At 38.9% G+C, this 23,406-nt stretch carries 18 protein-coding genes and 1 tRNA gene; 13 read left to right on the top strand and 6 right to left on the bottom strand.

Features of this window, described 5'->3' with window-relative positions; all coding sequences use genetic code 11:
- From ABXG83_RS08395 to ABXG83_RS08380, 4 genes are all read left to right on the top strand, one after another.
- Positions 1-1,086 carry a M20 family metallo-hydrolase gene (locus ABXG83_RS08395; RefSeq protein WP_353548405.1) on the top strand — a complete coding sequence of 362 codons (1,086 nt, stop codon included), beginning with the start codon at positions 1-3 and terminating at the stop codon, positions 1,084-1,086.
- Positions 1,083-2,420 (top strand): argininosuccinate lyase, encoded by a 1,338-nt coding sequence (gene argH / locus ABXG83_RS08390; protein ID WP_353548404.1) that lies wholly within the window; start codon positions 1,083-1,085, stop codon positions 2,418-2,420. Before ABXG83_RS08395 ends, argH begins: the two co-directional genes overlap by 4 nt.
- 77 nt (positions 2,421-2,497) lie before the next feature.
- Positions 2,498-3,214 carry an FKBP-type peptidyl-prolyl cis-trans isomerase gene (locus tag ABXG83_RS08385; RefSeq protein ID WP_353548403.1) on the top strand — a complete coding sequence of 239 codons (717 nt, stop codon included), beginning with the start codon at positions 2,498-2,500 and terminating at the stop codon, positions 3,212-3,214.
- Positions 3,215-3,364: 150 nt separating this feature from the next.
- Positions 3,365-6,172 (top strand): outer membrane beta-barrel protein, encoded by a 2,808-nt coding sequence (locus ABXG83_RS08380; RefSeq protein WP_353548402.1) that lies wholly within the window; start codon positions 3,365-3,367, stop codon positions 6,170-6,172.
- A gap of 332 nt (positions 6,173-6,504) precedes the next feature.
- Here ABXG83_RS08380 and ABXG83_RS08375 read toward each other — a convergent pair whose 3' ends face one another.
- Positions 6,505-7,332, bottom strand: a complete 828-nt coding sequence (locus ABXG83_RS08375) for a GLPGLI family protein (protein ID WP_353548401.1) — start codon at positions 7,330-7,332, stop codon at positions 6,505-6,507.
- 173 nt (positions 7,333-7,505) lie between these two features.
- Between ABXG83_RS08375 and ABXG83_RS08370 the strand changes: the two genes are divergently transcribed.
- The 5 genes from ABXG83_RS08370 (at position 7,506) to ABXG83_RS08350 (ending at position 12,676) form a co-directional block, all read left to right on the top strand.
- Positions 7,506-9,332 carry a HAMP domain-containing sensor histidine kinase gene (locus ABXG83_RS08370; protein ID WP_353548400.1) on the top strand — a complete coding sequence of 609 codons (1,827 nt, stop codon included), beginning with the start codon at positions 7,506-7,508 and terminating at the stop codon, positions 9,330-9,332.
- Between the two features lie 6 nt (positions 9,333-9,338).
- On the top strand, positions 9,339-10,022 hold the full coding sequence (locus ABXG83_RS08365) for a response regulator transcription factor (RefSeq protein WP_353548399.1): 684 nt from the start codon (positions 9,339-9,341) through the stop codon (positions 10,020-10,022).
- 128 nt (positions 10,023-10,150) lie between these two features.
- Positions 10,151-11,338 (top strand): glycine C-acetyltransferase, encoded by a 1,188-nt coding sequence (gene kbl, locus ABXG83_RS08360; RefSeq protein WP_353548398.1) that lies wholly within the window; start codon positions 10,151-10,153, stop codon positions 11,336-11,338.
- A 30-nt stretch (positions 11,339-11,368) separates the two neighbouring features.
- Positions 11,369-12,205 (top strand): penicillin-binding transpeptidase domain-containing protein, encoded by an 837-nt coding sequence (locus ABXG83_RS08355; RefSeq protein ID WP_353548397.1) that lies wholly within the window; start codon positions 11,369-11,371, stop codon positions 12,203-12,205.
- A gap of 72 nt (positions 12,206-12,277) precedes the next feature.
- Positions 12,278-12,676 carry a Rieske 2Fe-2S domain-containing protein gene (locus ABXG83_RS08350; RefSeq protein WP_353548396.1) on the top strand — a complete coding sequence of 133 codons (399 nt, stop codon included), beginning with the start codon at positions 12,278-12,280 and terminating at the stop codon, positions 12,674-12,676.
- Here ABXG83_RS08350 and ABXG83_RS08345 read toward each other — a convergent pair.
- The gene (locus tag ABXG83_RS08345; protein WP_353548395.1) at positions 12,666-14,315 is read right to left on the bottom strand and encodes a cytochrome c peroxidase; all 1,650 of its coding nucleotides are present in this window, start codon (positions 14,313-14,315) and stop codon (positions 12,666-12,668) included. The two genes, ABXG83_RS08350 and ABXG83_RS08345, sit on opposite strands and share 11 nt — an antisense overlap.
- A 212-nt stretch (positions 14,316-14,527) precedes the next feature.
- Positions 14,528-15,997: a hypothetical protein gene (locus ABXG83_RS08340; protein ID WP_353548394.1), complete on the bottom strand. Its 1,470-nt coding sequence runs from the start codon at positions 15,995-15,997 to the stop codon at positions 14,528-14,530.
- A gap of 269 nt (positions 15,998-16,266) precedes the next feature.
- Here ABXG83_RS08340 and ABXG83_RS08335 point away from each other — a divergent pair, with 269 nt between their 5' ends.
- A complete protein-coding gene (locus tag ABXG83_RS08335) occupies positions 16,267-16,764 on the top strand; it encodes a dCMP deaminase family protein (protein WP_353548393.1) in 498 nt (165 codons plus the stop codon).
- Positions 16,765-16,766: 2 nt separating this feature from the next.
- Here ABXG83_RS08335 and ABXG83_RS08330 read toward each other — a convergent pair whose 3' ends face one another.
- On the bottom strand, positions 16,767-17,798 hold the full coding sequence (locus tag ABXG83_RS08330; protein WP_353548392.1) for an LLM class flavin-dependent oxidoreductase: 1,032 nt from the start codon (positions 17,796-17,798) through the stop codon (positions 16,767-16,769).
- A gap of 116 nt (positions 17,799-17,914) precedes the next feature.
- Here ABXG83_RS08330 and ABXG83_RS08325 point away from each other — a divergent pair, with 116 nt between their 5' ends.
- Positions 17,915-19,222 (top strand): DUF2268 domain-containing putative Zn-dependent protease, encoded by a 1,308-nt coding sequence (locus tag ABXG83_RS08325; RefSeq protein WP_353548391.1) that lies wholly within the window; start codon positions 17,915-17,917, stop codon positions 19,220-19,222.
- A 113-nt stretch (positions 19,223-19,335) separates the two neighbouring features.
- On the top strand, positions 19,336-19,674 hold the full coding sequence (locus tag ABXG83_RS08320; RefSeq protein WP_353548390.1) for a hypothetical protein: 339 nt from the start codon (positions 19,336-19,338) through the stop codon (positions 19,672-19,674).
- Positions 19,675-19,751: 77 nt separating this feature from the next.
- On the opposite strand, the gene katG is transcribed toward ABXG83_RS08320, so the two are convergent.
- Positions 19,752-21,965 carry a catalase/peroxidase HPI gene (gene katG / locus ABXG83_RS08315; protein WP_353548389.1) on the bottom strand — a complete coding sequence of 738 codons (2,214 nt, stop codon included), beginning with the start codon at positions 21,963-21,965 and terminating at the stop codon, positions 19,752-19,754.
- Between the two features lie 129 nt (positions 21,966-22,094).
- Between katG and ABXG83_RS08310 the strand changes: the two genes are divergently transcribed.
- Positions 22,095-23,030 (top strand): hydrogen peroxide-inducible genes activator, encoded by a 936-nt coding sequence (locus ABXG83_RS08310; RefSeq protein ID WP_353548388.1) that lies wholly within the window; start codon positions 22,095-22,097, stop codon positions 23,028-23,030.
- A gap of 81 nt (positions 23,031-23,111) precedes the next feature.
- Here the strand turns inward: ABXG83_RS08310 and ABXG83_RS08305 are convergent.
- A tRNA-Arg gene (locus ABXG83_RS08305) sits at positions 23,112-23,183 on the bottom strand.
- Positions 23,184-23,406 lie beyond the last annotated feature (223 nt).

The following is a 23,406-nucleotide window of genomic DNA, read 5'->3' as shown; positions in this document are numbered from 1 at the left end:
ATGCAGTCAACAACAACGATATTATTTCAAGAAGCGATTGATTTATTAAAAGCTTTGATCAGTCAACCTTCTTTCAGTCGTGAAGAGGATAGAACTGCCACTATCATTGAACAATTTTTTCAAAAGAAGCAAATACCTGTTAATCGATTCCTGAATAATGTATGGGTTGTCAATCAATATTTTGATCCTGTAAAGCCGGTTTTACTTCTGAACTCACATCATGATACTGTAAAACCCAATCCCGCATATACATTGGATCCATTCGCAGCGATTGAAAAAGAAGGGAAGTTGTTTGGATTAGGCAGTAATGATGCAGGAGGAGCTTTGGTAGCTTTGCTGGCTGTTTTTTTATACTATTATGAACAGCAGGATCTTCCTTATAATATTTTATTTGCCGCTACAGCTGAAGAAGAGATATCCGGTAAGAATGGTATTGAGGCATTATTACCACATTTGCCCAATATTACTTGTGGTATTGTAGGAGAGCCTACGCAAATGCAGATGGCGATCGCTGAAAGAGGTTTGTTGGTGCTGGATGTGACCGCACAAGGTAAGCCCGGACATGCAGCCAGAAATGAAGGTGAGAATGCCTTATACAAGGCGATAAAAGATATTGAGTGGTTTAGTCAGTATCAGTTCGAGAAAGTATCTGATCTGTTAGGTCCGGTGAAAATGTCTGTGACCGTGATCGAAACAGAGAATAAAGCACATAATGTAGTACCGGCTATCTGCAAATTTGTTGTGGATGTTAGGGTCAATGAATTGTATTCATTTGAAGAAATATTAACGACGATCCAAAAAAATATTCAGTCAACAGCGGTTCCCAGAAGCCTTCGTATCAAATCTACGGCGATACCTCAGGATCATCCATTAGTAGTGGCAGGCACTAAGTTGGGAAGATCATCTTATGGTTCTCCAACTACATCCGATAAAGCATTAATGCCATTTCTGACATTGAAAATGGGGCCAGGAGATTCTGCAAGAAGTCATTCTGCAGATGAATTTATTTATCTGACTGAAATCAAAGAAGGCATTGACTTATACATCGCCTTAATAGATCAATTCATGCAAAACCAAACATCATGAAACTTTGGCAAAAAAATACGAACGTGTCTCAAGCAGTAGAAACTTTTACTGTAGGCAAGGATCGTGAACTCGATATATTACTTGCTCCTTTTGATGTATTGGGGTCTATTGCACATGTAAAAATGTTAGCAGAAGTTGGTTTACTCACAAAAGAAGAATCAGTTCAACTCGTGAAGGAACTCCGTAATATCTATTCACATATCGAGCATTCGCCATTTACCATTGATGCATCTGTTGAAGACATTCATTCACAAGTGGAGTTCATGCTCACAAAAAAGTTAGGCGATACAGGCAAAAAAATCCATAGTGCAAGAAGCAGAAATGATCAGGTTTTAGTGGATATAAAAATGTTTTTGCGCCATGAGATATATTCCTTGGTTGAAGAAATACAAACACTATTTACCTTACTGCAACAACAAAGTGAGCAATACAAAGGCCATCTGCTACCGGGCTATACACATCTGCAGCTAGCAATGCCTTCCTCTTTCGGATTATGGTTTGGAGCCTATGCAGAAAGTCTGGTAGATGATACAATTTTACTTCAAGGCGCTTATAAAATTGTCAATAAGAATCCATTAGGCTCTGCGGCAGGATATGGTTCATCTTTCCCGATCAATCGAACATTAACTACTTCTTTACTCGGGTTTGATGACCTGAATTATAATGTGGTATATGCTCAAATGGGGCGCGGAAAAGCAGAACGTACCACTGCAATGGCAATGGCTAGTGTAGCTGATACGCTTAGCAGAATGAGTATGGATATGTGCTTATACCTTAATCAAAACTTCGATTTTGTAAGTTTTCCTTCGGAACTCACAACGGGCTCCAGCATCATGCCACATAAAAAGAATCCGGACGTTTTTGAGCTGATTCGTTCACATTGTAATCGTATCAAAGCATTACCTAATGAGATCATGATGATGACCACTAATCTGCCTTCCGGATATCATCGAGATTTACAATTATTAAAAGAACATCTCTTTCCTGCCTTCCAAACATTGAAGCAATGTTTGCAGATGTCACATGTCATGCTCTCTTCCATCAAGATCAGAAAAGATATTATGGCAGATGAAAAATATCGTTATGCCTTTAGTGTTGAAGAAGTAAATAAGCTTGTATTAACAGGTATTCCTTTTCGGGATGCTTATCAGCAAATAGGGTTTGATATTGAAGCCGGTAATTTTCATGGAGGCACTTCCGATATTCAACATACTCATGAAGGAAGTATTGGAAATCTTTGCAACGGGGAAATTCGTTCTATGATGGAGAAAGCTGTTAAAGACTTTCATTTCAATAAAATTAGTCAGGCGTACAAAATGTTATTGGAAGACTAAACAGTAGCAGATCCTTTGATTCTTTCTTGGAACAGTGCCGGAAATATTGTTGTTTTGGGTGTATTAAACCTGAAATGATGCGAATATTAGTCCCTTTTTTTATGCTTATGTTGATGTCTGTTACTAGCTATGGACAGACCAAACCTGCTGTTAAAGCGCCGGTGAAATCAACCAATGTAGCTGTGAATCCTTTAAAAAATAATAAAGATTCAGCAGGATATGCGCTGGGTATCCGAATTCTTCAAAATTTACAGGCGCAGGGATTGGATGCTGTGAACTTAGCCATGCTTCAAAGAGCAATGAATGATGTTTTACAAAAGAAGCCTTTGTTATTGAAAGAAGATGTTTTGGATCGTTGTATTGGAACCTTTGCCAATGAAATCAATGGTGCTAAATTGGAGAAGTCTAAGAAAGCAGCTAAAGACTTCTTAGTTGCCAATGGCAAACGTCCGGGAGTAGTAACATTGCCTAGTGGATTACAGTATGAGATCATAAAAGATAATCCAGGTGGTGCAAAACCAACTGCCAATGATCAGGTAAAATGTCATTACCATGGTACTTTGATTGATGGTACTATATTCGATAGCTCTGTCGAAAGAGGTGAGCCGATCGTATTTTCAGTTGGAGGTGTGATCAGAGGCTGGCAAGAAGCATTACAATTAATGACAGTAGGCAGCAAATGGAAACTATATATTCCTTCTGATCTTGCTTATGGTGATCAACAGGCAGGACCAAAGATCGGTCCAGGCTCTACCTTGATTTTTGAAGTTGAACTGTTATCGATCGAAAAATAAATTTGACGATTTTTTACAAAGGCTCTTTATCACTGAAAAGTGTAAAGAGCTTTTTTTATTCTATTAACCTTCATTAACCTTTCCCTAAAGTTCATTAACCGCATTTACCTGGACAGGCATCTACTTTTGAAAGAATTAAACCAGAAGTAAATGCTTAAATACATTACTACCTTACTCGTTCTTTTTGTATTGCCGGTTTTGGTGCAAGCACAACAGCCTGCAGCAGTGAAAGGAAATGTATATGATACTACATCCAAGCGTGGATTAGCTTATGCCACGATTTCCATTGTCAATGCAAAAGATTCCACCCTCGTTACCTTTACCCGCGCAGATTCAACAGGAAAATTTGTTTTCAAATCCTTAGATAAGGGAAGTTATTTACTATCGACTTCCTATGTGGGATATATACCGGTTTGGAAAAATATTGAAGTAAAAGCTGGTCAGGAGTTAGATCTGGGGCAAATCATTATGACCGATCTGTTACATGGCGGCGATGTTACAGTTACAGCCAGAAGACCACCGGTGACCATTAACAATGACACCGTTGAATTCAATACTGAAAATTTTAAAACACAGCCCAATGCAGTCGTAGAAGATCTACTGAAACGTTTGCCGGGTGTTACGGTGGATAATGACGGGACTGTTCGTGTGAATGGACAAAGAATCAATCGCGTATTGGTGAACGGGAAAGAATTTTTTACGGGTGATCCAAAGATCGCTACAAAAAATCTCGACGCTGATGCTGTAGATAAAGTGCAGGTATTCGATAAGAAAAGTGATCGGGCAGAATTTACGGGTATTGATGACGGGAATTCAGAAAAAGCAATTAACCTGAAACTTAAAAAGGATAGAAATAAATCAACTTTTGGAAGAATAGCGGCAGGAGCCGGTGGAGATGATGGACGTTATGACGGACAAACAAATGTGAACCGATTCAATGGCGATCAACAGCTGTCTTTATTAGGTATGGCCAATAATACCAACCGTCAGGGCTTTTCATTGAATGATATCATGAATTTTACCGGAGATCTTGCCAGAGGCATGCGCAATGGAGGAGGGGTCAATATCTCTATCGGTACTGGACCTTCTGATAATGGGTTGCCGGTAACAGGACTTGGACAAAATCAGCAAGGAGTAGCAACAACTTATGCAGGCGGGGTGAATTATAATGATACCTGGAATAAGAAATCGAATGTCAATACCAGTGGTATGTTCAGTGATATTGATCTTCTTACAGATCGTGTTACCAACAGACAAAATCTATTGCCGGGTAATACATTCGATTATAGAAGCAATAGTAGCTCAGCTCGAAAAGTACAGCAGCAAAGATGGAATGGAAGTATCGATCATAAATTTGATACCATGATCTCTTTAAAGATCACACCACAAGTATCTGCTCAACAGAATAATACCAATACGTATAGTAGTTACAGTTCTACCAATGCCAATGGACAAAAGATCAATGATGGTTTTAGTGATAGTAAAACACGATCAGAAGCTTTGAATTTATCAGCAAATGCGTTGTATCGTCAGCGATTGAAGAAAAGAGGCAGAACCATATCAGGAAATTTTAGTGTAAACTATAACGACAGCAAACAATCAGGTGATCTGTATACACGCAATACATTTTATGCTGCGGGTGTTCCTTTGCGGGATTCAATCACTAACCAAAAGAACAGCCGTAATGCTGTCACCAGAAACTTTGGTGCGATGGTTACCTATACAGAACCAATTGGTCGGAAGTCTTTACTTGAGATCACTTCCTTCTATAACACCAATAGCGGGCAAAGTGATCGTAAGACCTACGACTTTGATGGAACTTCGGGTAAGTATGACCGCTATAATACTATTCTGAGCAATGATTTCACCAGTAGTTACAATTATGGAGGCGGCACCTTGAATTTCAGGGCCAATATGAATAAGCTGATCTTAACAGTAGGCTCCTCTTTCCAGGCTGCCACTTTGAGAAGTACTAATAATACCAACAAGAATGTCATTGAGCAAAAATTCTCAGATATTCTTCCAAGTATGAATGTGCAGTATCGCATCAATTCTACTAAAACATTGTCGTTGAATCTAAATACGTCTACCAATCAACCATCTACTGCCCAGTTGCAACCGATTGCAGATGTAAGTGATCCACTGAATACATATACCGGTAATCCAAATCTAAAACGTAGCTATGTTCAATCATTGAACCTAAATTTCTTCTCTACAAATATTTATACGCAAAGGAATTTATTCGCATTTATTTCTGCTACCAAAACAAATAATGCAATCGTTAATTCGGATGTGATTCAACCAAATGGTTCACGACTTTCAATGCCGGTGAATGCAGATGGACAATACTTTGTTTTCGGTAATATCAATGCAGGGTTTCCGCTGAAAAAATTAAAATCACGAATTGATATCGGAATAGGTACCAATTATCAGCGAAATATCGCTTTTCTGAATGGACAGCGTAATAATATATCTAATATAGGAATTGGTCCGTCTTTGAATTATAGTTTTAATAAAGATGGATTGATGGATATCACTGCCAGTGCCAGACTGAATATCAGTAAAGCCACTTATTCACTGCAGCCTATCCTGAATACCAATTACCTACAGCAGACCTACAATATTGAAATGAATAATTACCTGCCATTGGGTTTGATCATGAATAACAGTTTCAATTATGTAGTGAATAGCGGACGTGCTAATGGCTTCAATACCAAGGTTCCTTATTGGAATGCTTCATTGGCAAAGAGTTTCATGAAAAACAAGCGAGGAGAATTAAAACTGACCGTTTATGACATGCTGAATAAGAATGTAGGTGTGAATCGTTCTGCAAATCAGAACTACATAGAAGATACCAGATACAATGTATTACAGCGTTACTTTTTGGTAAGCTTTACCTATCGCCTGAATAAAGCAGCTACTACAGGTGGTGCCAGAGTGATTACCAGAACTTTCTGATCCGTCTTTTATTTTCTCATATATATCAGTTTCCCCTCCTGTCTAGGAGGGGATTTTTATTTACGGATGATTCTATCAGTAGTATGAAATGAACTACTGAGCGTCTGGATGTACAATAGGGATACTAAGTTTACATAGAGGAAGGCTAAGCGACAGCGATTGATCATTATAGGGGAGTCATGACCGTATGAACCAGTAATCAGAAGCTTATAACAAGAAGGGCTTCATATTCTACAGCCTGTTACATTCAAATAGAATCACCACTACGGGAGTGATACCATAAAAAAAGGCTATATCAAACGATATAGCCTTTTTTATTTTAGTTGGATAAATTAACCGCCAAATCTGATACCACCATTCTGAAATTGTTGTTGCATCATTTCCATTCTCATTTTTGAGAATTCTGATGCTGTTACTGTTTTTCCTTTTTTAGGTTCTTTCAGTTGCTTCGGATCAACTTCTTTTTTAAACTCTAATGCGGTATAAACAGTTGCACCATTATCGCTGTTCAACTCCATGATCACACCTGGCAATTGACCGTAATTTTCAGGACCAACAGGACTGGCAATATCTTGAGCATACCAGGCTACCAGTTCTATTTCTCTTGGCTTAGGACGTGTAGTATCGCTGGAAGCGCTGGCTGAAGGTCCGCCAATGGAGATGGTTCTCATCTGAGTGGCTTGTACTGTGATTTTTCTGGTTGCTTTCAGACATGTGTACCCAAGGATCTGTTTGGTTTCATTGGTGAGCTTCCAAGGTTGTTGTGTGATAGAATCTACCACTAAATAGCTTTTACCGGCTAGTTCAGAACTCAGGATCGATTTTGACTGAGAGAAATTCTTGTAGAGATCTCCCCCATCACTACCACCTGCCATATTGAATGACATACGAATACCATTGCCACCGCCAGCTCCGGCACCGCCTGCAAATGGATCCGGCGCTTCGTTCTCAGGAATCATTCTGTATATAGAAATGCTGTCACTGAAAATCAATAAGTGCTTCGAGATCCTAAACTCCGGTATCATCGCCCGCATTTGTTCATTTGTGATGCTACGATGATTGTTGACCTTCCTTTCATAGACGATCGTGCCCTCCTTGATCTGAGCTTGTAATGCACTGATACCCATCGCAGCGGATATCAATAAAAATGCTTTCTTCATGTAGGTTAAGATTTACTTTTTAATAATAAAATAGATTGATTTTGTTTAACCTTAAATCCCTTCAAAACTAATCCCAGCCTTTGTTAAGCATTCTTGCTCAAAGGTTAATTTAGGTTAATGAAATGTCCTTGATCGGAGCCGAACCCTTTACCTTTGTTATTCACTATTACAACATGAAAAAAGTACAGCTTACCTTTTTATTAATGATGGCCACCATTCTGTTATTGGCTGTCTTCGAAGGGTATTGGCTACATAAGCTGTATAAAGATGAATATGCGGGTCTGCGTAAAGAAGTAGATGTCAGTTTCCGGGAAACCATGAACAAACTCCAATTAGGCAGATTTGAAAAAGATACTGCATTGGTAGGTGAAGTTTTTACCACAACGCTGACTACAAAAAAAAATAATACTTCTTTTCAATCTGATGAATCAGTTAAAAAGAATCCTCAACCTTCTGCATTTATTTATCGATCCATTAGTCCATCTGATGTATTAAAACAGATACCGGCAGATTCTATTGAGTCAGTTACGGTTCACAAAGGAGCAGCTTCAGGTTTTAGCTTTAAGGGTGCACCCAATCCTGCATTGATAGAGTTGATCATGAAGCAATCCAAAAATGCGATCGACTCAGCACGAAAAATCGTGATCAGTGTGGATAGTACCTTTCAAGACGATTTTTCTGGTAAGTCATTCCAAAAAAGCAGTGGTATCACGATCAGCATAAAATCAAAAGATACAGCTTCATTGAACCTGTTAAGAGATAGTGTGGCTAAATTATCCGGCAAGGTTTTTACCATGCCCATGTTAAGAGCCGCTAAAACCTTAGAAGAAAGAATGCGCAGAACGGATAGTGCCCGTTTTACGAGGATCTTTACTCCAAAAGCGGATTCTGTTTTTCAGTTTCAATCTCCGGTTCGGAAAACCCAAAGCTCTCCAATCATTCGTTTTCTTTCCAGTAATAAAACCATCAATGATTCTATCCCTGTAAAAGTTGTAGACTCTGCTTACAGAGTAGAATTGAATAAGACCAATAAACGACTCAAGTTTTCAATACAGTTTGAATCATTTAAAGATAGCAGTCAGAAGATCTGGAATCTGAAACGCGATAGCTCCGATGCCGTGATGACTGATAAAGTGTTTGTGGGGTATACAACACCTTATGCTTACCAGGCCAGGTTTGAAGACACCAATATGTATGTATTGAGTAAGATGCAAATGCAGATCGGCGGTTCTTTACTGGTTTTACTGTTGGTTGCCGGTTCATTTATTGTATTGTACCGTAATTTATTGGCACAGCAAAGACTTGCAGAGATCAAGAATGATTTCATCAGTAATATCACACACGAACTCAAAACACCGATCGCAACAGTAGGTGTTGCAATTGAAGCATTGAGAAACTTTAATGCAATTCAAAGTCCGGAAAGAACAAAAGAGTACTTGGATATATCTGCAGCGGAACTTCAGCGGTTAAGCCTATTGGTTGATAAGGTATTAAAACTTTCCATGTTCGAGAAACAACAGATCGAACTGAATAAGGAACCTTTTGATCTGAAAGAATTGATGAATGAGAATTTGAAGATCATGAAACTTCAATTCGATAAGCAAAAAGCTAATGTAGTATTCACCAACTCGGATCATAGCTTCATGCTGGAAGCAGATAAATTGCATATCACCAGTGTGATTTACAATTTGTTGGACAATGCATTGAAGTACAGTAAAAGCAATGCACAGATCAAAGTAAACTTAGAGATGGCTGATCCAAGAACAATGGTGTTAAGGGTATCGGATAATGGGGTAGGAATAGCACCTCAATACCAGGGGAAGATATTTGATAAGTTTTTCCGCGTTCCTACAGGTGATAAACACAATATCAAAGGCTATGGTTTAGGTCTGAGCTATGTTGCAGAAGTCATTAAAAGTCATCATGGGTCTATCTCTGTAGAAAGTGAACCGGAGAAAGGCAGTACATTTACGGTAAGACTTCCGGTTAACGACAAATAATGAACTATGGCAATCAAAGTATTATATGTTGAAGACGAATTGTTTCTGGGAAAGATCGTCAAGGAAACCCTTGAGACAAGAGGATTTGAAGTGATCATGGAATCTGATGGTGCTGATGTGATCCGTACTTTCGAAGACGAAAATCCTGATATCTGTATTCTCGATGTGATGCTGCCTAATAAAAGTGGCTTTGAGCTGGCTGAAGATATCCGCAAGTTGAATGATGATGTTCCAGTCATCTTCCTTACTGCTAAAACACAAACGGAAGATGTAGTACAGGGTTTTAAAATAGGAGGGAATGACTATATCAGAAAACCCTTCAGTATGGAAGAACTGATCGTGCGTATTGAAAATGCATTGCGTGTAAAGAAAGAGGTATTGATTCCGGAAACCGGTGATAGCATTACCATGGGTAAATATCAGTTTCATTTAAATAAACAAGTACTCGCCAATGGTCCAACAGAGCGAAAACTCTCTTATCGCGAAGCTGAATTGGTTAAATACCTCTACCGTCATAAAAATGATGTGATCGACAGAAGGGATCTCTTGAACCATATCTGGGGCAATGATTCCTTTTTTAATAGTCGAAACCTGGACGTTTACATTACCAAAATCCGTGGCTACCTGAAAGAAGATCCCTCATTGGAGATCATTACGATTAAAGGGGTGGGGTATCGATTTGTTGTCTAACTTTTGGTAGACAGATGATAGATGACAGTTGACAGAAGGAATTCTTTTCCTGTCAACTGTCATCTATCATCTGTCAATTCTACTCTTCCCTAACTTTTCCTACCTTCGCATTCCATAATTGTTAAGCTATGAATGAAAAGTTTGTGACCCGTATCAGGGAAGAATTACAAGAGATTGATGCGGCCGGATTGTTTAAGAAAGAACGCATCATCACCAGTGAACAAGGCCCGGAGATTGTAGTGAATGGCAAAACCGTTTTAAACTTTTGTGCCAACAATTATTTGGGTCTTTCTTCTCACCCTAAGGTAATTGAAGCTGCACATAAAGCCATTGACACACATGGTTATGGTATGAGCAGTGTTCGTTTCATCTGCGGAACACAAGATATTCATAAAGAACTGGAGAAAAAGCTGGCTGATTTTCTCGGTACAGAAGATACAATCTTATATGCAGCAGCATTTGATGCGAATGGTGGCGTATTTGAACCATTGTTCAATGAACAAGATGCCATCATCAGCGATGCTTTGAATCATGCTTCCATTATTGATGGTGTTCGTTTATGTAAAGCACAGCGTTTCCGTTATGAGCATAACAATATGGATGATCTGGAAGCTAAATTAAAAGAGAGTGCAGGATGTAGAAGCAGAATCATCGTAACAGATGGCTCTTTTAGTATGGATGGAACGATCGCTCAATTGGATAAGATCTGTGATCTGGCTGATCAATATGATGCTATCGTAATGATCGATGAATGTCATTCATCCGGTTTCTTGGGTAAAACCGGACGTGGTACACATGAATATAGAGGTGTGATGGGAAGAATCGATATCATCACGGGAACACTCGGTAAAGCATTGGGCGGCGCCAGTGGTGGATTTACATCGGGAAGAAAAGAGATCATTGAAATGCTGCGTCAAAGAAGCAGACCTTATCTTTTCTCTAATACTGTAGCACCATCTATCGTAGGTGCATCAATCGCAGTATTGGATATGTTGACCGAGACAACAACTTTAAGAGATCAATTGGAATATAATACCAAATACTTCCGTTCAAAGATGACGGAAGCTGGTTTTGACATTAAGCCAGGTGACCATCCGATCGTGCCTATTATGTTGTATGATGCAGTAGTGGCACAACAATTCGCTGCTAAATTGTTGGAAGAAGAAGTGTACGTGATCGGATTCTTTTATCCGGTTGTTGCTAAAGGTTTGGCACGTATACGTGTTCAGCTGAGTGCGGCACATCAACAGCATCACCTTGATAAAGCTATCGCAGCTTTCATCAAAGTAGGAAAGGAATTGAATGTATTGAAATAACATCCACTCCATGTGGTTAAACCAATGTGTATGAAGCTTTCGAAAATAGTTTTTGCGGTAGCTGCTGTTGTAACAGTTGTGTTCATCGCCTGCTCACCCAATAATGTAACAGTTGAGAATGGGTATAAAAAGTATTTTGATGAAAACAAAGTGACCGGCACATTCGGAATATTTGATAATGGTACCGGTCAATTCACGATCTATAATTTATCCCGGTTCAAAGATTCTTCTTATTTACCGGCTTCTACATTTAAAATTGTCAACTCATTGATTGGTGTTGAAACAGGAAGAGTCACCAATGAAAAAATGGTGATCAAATGGGATGGAGTTGTTCGCGTTATGCCGGGTGGTGATACTGCTCATGGATGGAATAAAGACTTGACCATGGAGGAGGCATTTGCAGCTTCCGCATTGCCTTACTATCAGGAGGTAGCCAGACGAATCGGAAAAGATACCATGCAATTATGGATCGATAGTTTGCAATATGGCAACAAACAATTGGGCAGTGCAATAGATTCTTTTTGGATCAATAATTCACTCAAGATCTCTCCAGATGAACAATTGGGCTTAGTAAAGCGATTGTATTTTGGTCAATTACCTTTTCAAAAGAGAACCCAGGATATTGTGAAAAAAATGATGATCCGTGAGAATAATGCAAACTATCAGTTGGCATATAAGACCGGCTTAGGGTTTAAAGAGAATGGAAATTTGATTGGATGGATTGTTGGCTGGATAGAAGAAAACAAACATCCTTATTTCTTTGTATTGAATGCTGAAGGGCCATCAGATGCGAAAATGATGGATGCGCGAATGAATATTCTGAAAGGTATTTTGAAAGAGCAAGGGTTTTTTGAAGGGAAACGTTAAACAAAGAATCTTAACGATACGTTCATTTGTAGAAGTATAGGGATGTGATTTTCATTACTGAACTTTATATAAATGGAAAGAAGAAAATTCATCGTTCAAACAGCCACCCCTTTTTTAGTCTTTTGTGCTGCCTGTAGTAAATCGGGAAACAGTACAAATTCTTCGAGTGTTGATTTTACGATTGATATTACAAATACCATAACAACCCCGGGAAGCAGTATTACTCGAGATGGTGTAATCGTAGTTAGAGTAAATGCGCAGAATACCAATTCTTCTTTTATTGCTTTCCAAGTTGAATGCACGCATGCTGCAAATCCTATAGTTTGGAATCAATCTGCTCAACAGTTTAATTGCAATTTACACGGTAGCGTATTCAGTATTACAGGAGCTGTCATAAACGGACCTGCGAACAGGCCTTTAAAAGCATTTAATCTCAGTCTTACTGGTAATAACTTACGTGTTACCGGCTAGTAAGTGTTTTCAAAAAATCGATCAATGCGAGCTTCTCTTCTTTGCTTAAGTTCAATGGATCAGGTGGTAATGTTTGATTAGGCACTGTAAGACCTAATCCTATTCCGCCACCTCTATCATAAAATTCAATTAACTCTTCCATATTCTTTATGGCACCATTGTGCATATAAGGGGCAGTGAATGCTGCGTTTCTTGCACTACTTGTTTTAAAAGAATATTGGTAAGGCAATGCGGGAATAATATTGTACTTCCCGAAATCCTTATCCAACGTGTATGGGAATGAGAATTTTTCAGGAACACCCAACACTTCTGTTTCTATTTTAGAAAAATTTGGAGGAACTGTTCCGTTAAATAACGGCATGAAGTGACATGTGCCACACTTAGCTTTCCCCATAAACAAATTGAATCCTTTCACAGCTGTTTTACTAATTGCTTTTTTGTTCCCTTGCATATATTCATCAAATGAACTATTCAAAACAGATTTAGTTCTGATGTAAGCAGCAATTGCAGTTTGTAACTCTATTTCAGTTGGCTCTTTTTTCCCATATGCCTGATAGAACAATGAGTCATATTTTTTTTGTCCCTTTAGTTTTTGGATGGCTTTTGTAAGATTACCATGCATTTCTTCCGGGTTTTCAATGACCTGCTTAGCCTGATCTTCTAAGTAGGCCACCCTTGTATCCGCGAATTGGGATGCTTGTAAAGCAGAAAACAAAATACTGGGTGTATTTCTAAGGATGATTTTTTTGCTATCAAAGCTTTTGTTTTTCGAAAGTCCATCTGTAAAAGCTTTTTCGGGTTGATGGCAGCTGGCACAGGTTCTGATATTATTACCCGATAATAAAGGCTCATAAAATAGAGCTTCTCCAAGTTTCTCTAATAAAGCGGCATTCTCAGGTTTACGATAGTTTGTTGAATAATACCAGGTATTCCATACACTTGAATCAAAAAGAGAGGATGCATTTGATGCTAATAGTCTAGGCTCTTTAAAATAGGGGATTTGTAATTGCTCCTGCACGGCGTTCAATGATACAGTGACGCTATTCATATATGTCGTAATAAAGAATGCACGATCAAAAGCAATAAAATTATTATTGGTTGTTAAATAGTTATCAGCTGTAGCAATAGCTGCTATTAGTGCATCCATTTTTTTTGCCTTTGTATCAGTACTATATAAGAGTATATATTGCTGTAAGCTTTTTAAGGAGGCTGATGCTTCAGTTAATGAATACTGGGCTACGGGAGAATCATACCCGGAAATTCCTAAAGTCTGAATACGAAAGCATTGTAATCTCAAGGCATCCCAAATATGAGCATCTGTTAATTCTAGTGTTTCAGCAGTAGTTGCAAGACGTGTAACTGCAGAATTTAATAATTTACTTTGTATGATGAGTTCATTATAATCATCGGTATTTTCCTCTCCAAAAATCATTTCTTCGATTACCTGAAAACCGCTGGGCTCTGTTGGGTAAGTGGGATTATCTGCCTCTACCTCTGGGATAGCTGCACCATTCATAGCTTTTGATGTAGTAGGATAATAATATTCCGTTAAAAACTCTATTGACTTATACTTAAGTCGGGCTTTCTTAAAGCACTCGCGGAGAATGGCGAAACTACTTTTACTTTCTGCTAAGTGCAAAAAGTTATCAGTTTCCTCTTGTAAAGATTTTATTTGTTGCTGGTATAATTTTTTAACTACTACACTTTTATTTGCTTTTTGCCAATTGCAAAATATGGCAAATACTGATGAGCAACAAAGTAGTAGAATAATAATTCTGCTTTTCATACACACGCTACTAAAAACGCTCCTGCATATGGGCAGGAGCGTTGATCGTTTATAATCTATTTTAATTACTTAGGAAGACCTTTGATGATTACGATTTGGCTTGCCTGATTTTCATTGGGTCTTAAAGCACCACCATCTACTCCTTTGTATTTGTCACCTCTCCATGTGTGTGGTTGAATACAAAGCATGAAAGTATTATCAATACCGATAGTTTCTGATACATCAATTAAAGCACCATATTCCCAACTTCCGAAAGTTGAAGTGCCACCAACATTATATTTGGCAGCATCCGATGCAGTTCTTCTATGATCCAGCTCAATTACTTTTTTCAATTCTTTAGTAGCAATATTGTACTGGTAGATATATGCATCGTGTGTTTCATCTCCATAACTGTTAGCATCTTCTTGGATATACACATACTTTTCTGTTACAAGGATGTTATCGGGATTTTGAAATTCTTTTGCTTTACCTGTTGTTCTATTATCTCCATCCAGAATGCATTCCACTCTACCCACCAATGGGTTAGTAGCATCAAGTGCTAATTTGTATACACGACCATATTTGGTTCTGCTAAAATCAGCATTTGCTCCTGTAGTAGCTTGACCTGTAACATTAAAATAAATATCACGGTTTGCAGTAGCATTTCCTTTACCATAATCAAGATCTTCCACACGACCAAAGCGAATGGAGCTCAATCCTGCTGCTGCCACTTGTAGTTGGCGACCGGTTAATGTTGCAGCATTTGGTATTTCAACAAACTCAACATCATATCCTGTACCCTCGAGCATGTCTCTTTCTTTGATGTTTTGATCTTTACGACGAAGCGTATACAACTTTCCATTGGTAAGATCACCGACTGTATTTGATACATATAATAAAACTTGTCCTCCTTCAGCACCACTATCGTCATCACCAATAATGATCACAGTTTTACCCGGGTAGGCATTTTTATTCAGCGGCACAGCATTTTCAGCACTTGTTCTGCCTAAAGCGGCAATTTCTTTGCTGGCATTGGCAACAAAATTTGTTTCTAAGGGATTGATACCATGCGTGCGACTTTCTTCACCACTTTCACCCGATGTTAAGAACAAAGGACCAAACCCATGTTCAGATTGAGTGGCCATGGTAGCTGAGCATAAACGCCAGATACCTCCATTTGAATTTAAAATATATTCTCCTTTGGTAGGTTTAAAGGTCTTATCAAATGTAATTCTTGATACTGCAAAATTATCTTCGTGATTTACAAGGAAATAATAACCCCCATCATTATTCTTGATAAGTCCAGCACCATCAGCAGACCCACCAAATACAAAGCTTGGGCTGCCCGATAAAACATCGTCGCTACCGATCAGACTAAACATTTCGAGACTTTCAAAACCCGCTAATTTTTTCGCAAGAACGGGTGTGGTTGAATGGTTGGTTAATACAACTTCAGTTCCTGTTTTATCTGAATCAGAATTTTTTTTACAGGAGTTTAAAGAGATCAATGCGCAGATAGCAATGATACCATTGCGAGACATTGTTAAGAGATTCATATTGCTTAGAATTTAGATCACAAATATCCTTTGCAGTATTTCTGTTGCGATTAAGCCAACATGAACAGAAAGTAAAGAAATTGTTAGCCGTTGAATCATTTTGATTTCGCTAGATCGGATGCATAAACAACATCATTAAATCATTAAATGATTGTAAACTTGACTCAAGAAAGTAGATCGCTGGCTCTTTATAATTGAAATTGCTTATGCATGTCAAAGAAAGTTTCAGAATCCTGAATAAGAGCTATTTTTATGATGAATAAAATGTTATGCAAAAAAGAACTGACTATATCTCTTGGGATGAATATTTTATGGGAGTCGCTTTATTATCTGCCCAACGAAGTAAAGACCCCAATACCCAAGTAGGTGCCTGTATTGTGAATGACAAAAACAAAATTGTTGGTGCCGGGTATAATGGCTTACCTATTGGATGTAGTGATGATGAATTTCCATGGAGTAAACAAGGAGATTTTCTGGAGACAAAATATCCTTATGTGTGTCATGCAGAATTGAATGCAATTTTGAATAATATAGGAATGGATCTAAAAGGATGTAAGATCTATACCGCGCTTTTTCCTTGTAATGAATGTACCAAAGCCATTATTCAATCCGGTATCACTGAAGTGATTTATTTATCTGATAAATACAATGGTTCAGACACATCAGTAGCGTCCAAAAAAATGTTGGATACTGCTGGCGTAACTTATCGTAAAGTGGTCTCTCGGATTGAGGAATTACATCTTTCCTTTAATGAAAAGGATGTCTAAGCTTATTTATGTAGCGCTGCCTTTACTGCCGGAGCGATCTTTGTTCCAAAGATCTCAATCGATTCCATCAGGTCTTTATGTGAAGGACCACCAACATCCATATGTGCAGCAAAGCGATCGAAACCAAGTGTTTCTTGCAAATAAAGGATCTTATCAATGGCTTCATTTGCATCACCAATAATAAGTGCACCATGTTTGCTTCTTCCTGCTTCATATTGTTCTCTTGTATAGGATGACCATCCTCTTTCACGTCCAATTCTATTCATCTGCTGTGCATAGTGATGATAATATTTATCGGCAGTAGCTTCAGCATTTTTTCCAAAAAAAGCATGCATGTGCACGCCGGTCTTTCGATTGGCTTCGGGGTGCTTGAAATGCGTATATACTTTGTGATAATAATCGAAAAGTGGTTTGAATTGAGCCGGACTACCGCCTATGATCGCGAATATCACTGGGATGCCATACGTGCCGGCTCTTAATACAGATTCCGGAGTTCCTCCAACCGCGATCCACAGATCTAACTTTTCATTGAATGCTCTCGGAAAGACTTCCTGATCAATCAAAGGTTTTCTGAACTGTCCTTTCCAACTCAATTTTTTTTGCTGGTTGATTTGAAATAACAGATCAAGTTTTTCTTCGAATAGAATATCATAATCTCTGAGATCAAAACCAAAAAGTGGAAATGACTCTGTAAAACTGCCACGCCCAACGACCAATTCTGCACGTCCGTCAGAAAGCAGATCGATGCTGGAGTATTGCTGATATAATCGAACGGGATCGGCAGAGCTCAGCACGGATACTGCACTTCCCAATCGGATATTCTTTGTTAAAGAAGAAGCCGCTGCCAATATGATCTCAGGTGCGGATACCGCATATTCATTTCTATGATGTTCGCCGATTCCGAAGAAATCAAGACCCAATTCATCCATTAATCTTATTTCCTCGATCATTTGTTTCAAACGATCGCCTGTTGGTTCTTGGATACCTTTCTCGTTTACGTGAATATCCCCAAACATACTGATTCCTAGTTCCATACAATCATGTTTGTGCAAAGATAAACAGTATGTCGTAGTTCGTGCAGCGGAAAGAGTAGTTCATTTTTTAATTAAACTTTTCACCGATTAGGAAGCAATTTTGAATAAATGTGCGTATGAAAAATCAAAAGCGTAATGTTTATATAGCGCTCGTTTTAATTTTATTTTTTAAGTATGAGGTTGTCGCTCAAATTGCTGATCGTAATGATGCAGGTGAGCAGTATAAGAAAATCGCTGATAGTTTAGCCAATAAGGATGAGTTAGCAAGAGCAGCAAAGATGTATATGCAAGAATCTTATGCTCGAACCATGGGGCCATTTAAAAAATCAGCTTTAATTAATGCAACATATTGTTACGCAGCTTCAAAAAATATAGATAGCGCTTTATCTTCTTTAGAAATTGCTACGTACAAATATGGGTTTAATAATCTTGGTTTCTTAACAGGAGATACCATCATGCAGGCCCTGGCTTCTCATCCCAAATACAAAAAAATCTTACAACAAATTAGGCTCAGACAACAACAACAGAAAAATGTAAATAATGCAATCATTAATACTAGTGATATTGATCTGTTTTGGAATACGTATGATCACTTTTTAAAAGATACCGGAAATGGTGTTAAACTTTTTCAAATGAACTACTTTGAAAAGGGGACACCTGCGTTGCAGGAATATTTTCGAATCAAAACAAAAAATATTGGCGGAATCGAGGGCTTTGTTCAGAACATAAAAAAAATGCCCAAATTTTATAGTTCTATTCGGGCTAATACATTTCAACTCAACTCTTTGAAAGATACTATCCGAATCATTTATCGTAATTTAAAATATTGGTATCCAGAAGCTATATTTCCTCCACTTAGTTTTCATATTGGTGGATGGAGCTCTGGTGGTACAGCAACAGATTATGGTTTACACGTTGGGGCAGATATGTATGCAAATAATCCCAACACTGATAAATCAGAACTTAATGCATGGCAAAAGCGTAACTCCTATCTGTTCGAAAACCTGAAATATGTGGTAGCTCATGAATTGATACATGCACAGCAAGACAATATGCGTAATGATACTACTTTGTTGAAGTATGTGATTCAAGAAGGAATGGCTGATTTTATTGGCGAGCTCATCTCAGGTAATACTGCGAACCAATTTCTGATCAATTGGGCAAAGGGAAATGAGAAAAAAATATGGGAATCTTTCAAAAGTGAAATGTATTTAAATAGGTATCGTAATTGGATTGCTAATAGTAGTCAAGAACGACCGGATTGGCCTGCCGATTTAGGTTACTGGGTAGGTTATCAGATATGCAAGTCATATTTCGAAAGAGCAGTTAATAAAAAAAGGGCAATCTATGAGATGTTGCATATTCGAAATTATCAAGCATTCTACGAAGAGAGTCAGGTAGAAGCCAGGATTTATCAGCAGTAGTCAAGTTTTGTCATTTACCCAATCAAACATTGGTCATTTTTTCTGAATTATTTTTCAAAATTTGAATTTTATATTTTTACTTTGTAATTCAAAGTACTTTTAAAAAAATAAATATGACACAACAAAACGACGCCAGCTTCATTCAGGTTGATCTTGTTGCAGCTGCTAAGCGAATGTTCATCGGTGCTGCGCTGGCATTTGCTTTAATCCTAAGTTTATTGCTTAGTGTAGATGAACCTAAACCAGAGTGGGGTTCATTATGGATGTTGAAACCCTTGCTTATCACGCCTTTAGCAGGAGCCGGTGGTGGTGCTTTTTTCTACTATATGACACAGATCGTGAAAAATAATGTCTGGGCAAAATTGGTCGCCACTGTGGTAGGGTTAGTAGGTTATGTGATCGCTATCTGGTTAGGCTCTGTACTGGGATTGAATGGCACACTTTGGGATTAATCAGTTTTTTTAATAAAGGTTGAAGCAATAAAAAAGGTGACCATTCTTGGTCACCTTTTATTTTTTTTTCTAACTCTTTATGCAAGATCGAAACGATCGAGGTTCATCACTTTATTCCATGCTGCCACGAAGTCTTTTACAAACTTTTCTTTTGCATCTTCACAAGCATATACTTCTGCCAGTGCACGCAATTCTGAGTTAGAACCAAAGATCAGATCAGCACGAGTGGCTGTCCACTTTACTGCTCCGGTCTTACGATCACGGCCTTCAAACTCTTGTTGATGACTGTCTGCAGTAGCGCTCCAGCTTGTTCCGAAATCCAACAGATTTACAAAGAAGTCATTGGTCAATACACCTGGTTTATTGGTGAAAACACCATGCTTTGATTGATTATAGTTGGTATTCAGAACTCTCATACCCCCTACAAGAACTGTCAGTTCAGGAGCAGTGAGTGTGAGCAAATGAGCTTTATCGATCAACAGTGCTTCTGCAGTCGCCATTTGCTTTCCTTTGATATAATTACGGAAACCATCAGCCTGTGGCTCAAGTACAGCAAATGATTCAACATCTGTTTGTTCTTGAGAAGCATCTGCACGTCCAGGTGTAAAAGGAACGGTTACATTGTGTCCTGCATCTTTTGCTGCTTTCTCAATGGCTGCACATCCACCCAATACGATTAGGTCTGCCAATGAAACTTGTTTCTTACCGCCATTTGCATTGAAGTTTTGCTGAATTTTCTCCAGTGCATCCAATACTTTACTTAACTGTGTAGGATTATTTACTTCCCAGAATTTCTGAGGAGCCAATCTTACGCGTGCACCATTCGCACCACCACGTTTGTCTGATCCACGGAAAGTAGATGCAGAAGCCCATGCAGTAGATACCAATTCAGATACGGTTAAACCTGAAGCAAGAATGGTTGATTTTAAAGAAGCGATATCAGCATCGTTGATCAACTCATGTGTTACAGCAGGAATAGGATCTTGCCAGATCAATTCTTCCTTCGGTACTTCTTTGCCGAGGTAACGAGCGCGTGGTCCCATATCTCTGTGTGTCAATTTGAACCATGCACGTGCAAATGCATCTGCAAACTGATCAGGGTTCTCATAAAAACGACGTGAGATCTTTTCATAAGCAGGATCAAAACGCATAGAAAGATCGGTGGTCAACATGAATGGCGCATGACGCTTATTCGGATCAAATGCATCAGGGATGGTTCCTTCACCCGCACCATTCTTGGGTCTCCACTGATGAGCACCAGCCGGACTCTTAGTCAATTCCCACTCATAGCCAAACAGGTTTTCAAAATAGTTATTGCTCCATTGTGTAGGTGTGGTGGTCCAAGCACCTTCTAATCCACTGGTAATGGTATCCGCACCTTTACCGCTTCCATAAGTGCTGGTCCAACCCATACCTTGTTCTTCAATACCTGCAGCGGCTGGTTCTTTGCCAACATACTTTCCAGGATCAGCAGCACCATGTGTTTTACCGAATGTATGTCCACCCGCGATCAACGCTACAGTCTCTTCATCATTCATTGCCATGCGACCAAAAGTTTCGCGGATGGCTTTAGCAGCAAGGATTGGATCCGGATTGCGATCTGGTCCTTCAGGATTTACATAGATCAATCCCATTTCTGTTGCGCCCAATGGAGATTCCAGACTTTCCGGATTTCTGTGGCTGGCAACAAATTCTTTTTCACTTCCCCAGTATACATCTTCATCAGGCTCCCACACATCTTTACGTCCACCTGCAAATCCAAAGGTTTTGAAGCCCATTGATTCCATCGCTACGTTACCTGCGAGGATCATCAGATCAGCCCAGGAAATTTTCTTACCATATTTTTTCTTGATCGGCCATAATAATAAACGGGCTTTATCAAGATTGGTATTATCAGGCCAGCTATTCAGTGGAGCAAAACGTTGCATACCTGCACCGGCACCACCACGACCATCAAAAGTGCGGTAAGTACCTGCGCTGTGCCATGCCATACGAACAAAGAAAGGACCATAATGTCCATAGTCCGCAGGCCACCAGTCTTGTGAATCGGTCATCAAATCTGTAAGGTCTTTTTTGATGGCATCCAGATCCAATGACTGGAATTCTTTTGCATAATCAAAATCAGGATCCATGGGGTCAGACAGTTCAGAGTGCTGACGAAGGATGTTAAGGTTGAGTTGGTTCGGCCACCAGTCGCGGTTACGGGTACCGCCACCGGCTACTTGTTTCAGCGAGCCGTTATGGAACGGACACTTGCTGATGTCTCCGGCAGGATGTTGTTGTGCTGACATATGATTAGGTTTTTTATCGAATGAGATAAATAGATTGTATAGTAATACACAATCTTTTGCAACGCAAGATTACACAGACATAACAAATAAATCAAATTGATTATCTTTATAAACATATAGTTTTTATCTATGACGCTCACTCAATTGGAATACATGGTTGCGGTAGACACCTATCGTCATTTTGTACTGGCCGCTGAAAAGTGTTTTGTGACCCAGCCTACGTTAAGTATGCAGTTGCAGAAACTCGAAGATGAATTGGGAATCAAACTGTTCGATCGAACCAAACAACCGGTGATCCCAACTGAAATCGGTGCCCGCATTATTGCGCAGGCAAGGGTGGTTTTGCGTGAGGCAGAACGTATTCATCAAATGATCAATAGTGAGAAGAACGTGATGACAGGAGAATTACGTATCGGCATCATTCCCACGTTGGCGCCCTATGTATTACCTACTTTATTCAAACAAATGCGTGAAAAATATCCGCAGTTAGAGTTGGTGATCAAAGAAACGATCACAGAAGAGATTATTCATGAATTGAAAAACAATCGGCTGGACTGTGGTTTGGTGGTAACGCCATTGAAAGATCCATCTATCAAAGAAGATGTGTTGTTTTATGAAGAGTTGTTTGTGTATGTATCCCGTAAAAACGCATTGTACGATAAAAAATATGTGTTGGCAGATGATATCAATCCTGATCAGTTATGGCTATTGGAAGAAGGACATTGTTTTCGATCACAGGTATTGAACCTGTGTGAACTGCGCAAAAATGCAGACCTGCATTTCAAATATGCAACGGGTAATATTGAAACACTGAAAAGAATGGTGGATAAAAGTGATGGGCTTACCATTCTGCCTGAATTGGCTGTTATGGAGTTCAATAAGAATCAAATGAAACTGGTGAAACGCCTAAAAGATCCTGCTCCTGCACGAGAAGTGAGTTTGGTCACACACCGCGATCATATCAAAACCAAATTGATACAGACGATGAAAGATGAGATATTGGAAATGGTACCTAAACAGATGAGGCAACTGCGAAATAAGAAAGTGGTGGAGATCACGGATTGATGCTTTTGAGTTTAAAACATGCTGCTATCAGAAACTGGTCATAATAAAAAGTCCGCCCAAGCTTTAGCGAAGGCGGACTAGTAGTCCCGACAGGAATCGAACCTGTATCTAAAGTTTAGGAAACTTCTATTCTATCCATTGAACTACGGGACCAGTGAAATCAGAAACAGAGGAATAAGGAATAAGAAATGTCCAAATTCGATGTTCGAATTTCTATTTAAAAGAGCTTGCATTCAAAGTTTAGTCCCCACAATACTGTGGGGATATTCTATCCATTGAACTACGGGACCCCGGGAATAAGAAACAGCGGAATTAGAAATATCCAATTTCCAATGTTCGAATTCAGATGGAGCAAAAATAATGGTTTCGGGTTATG

It is taken from the genome of Sediminibacterium sp. KACHI17 (assembly GCF_040362915.1).
Classification (GTDB): domain Bacteria; phylum Bacteroidota; class Bacteroidia; order Chitinophagales; family Chitinophagaceae; genus Sediminibacterium.
Note: the sequence above shows the minus strand (reverse complement) of the source record. Positions and strands in the feature narration are given on the sequence as shown.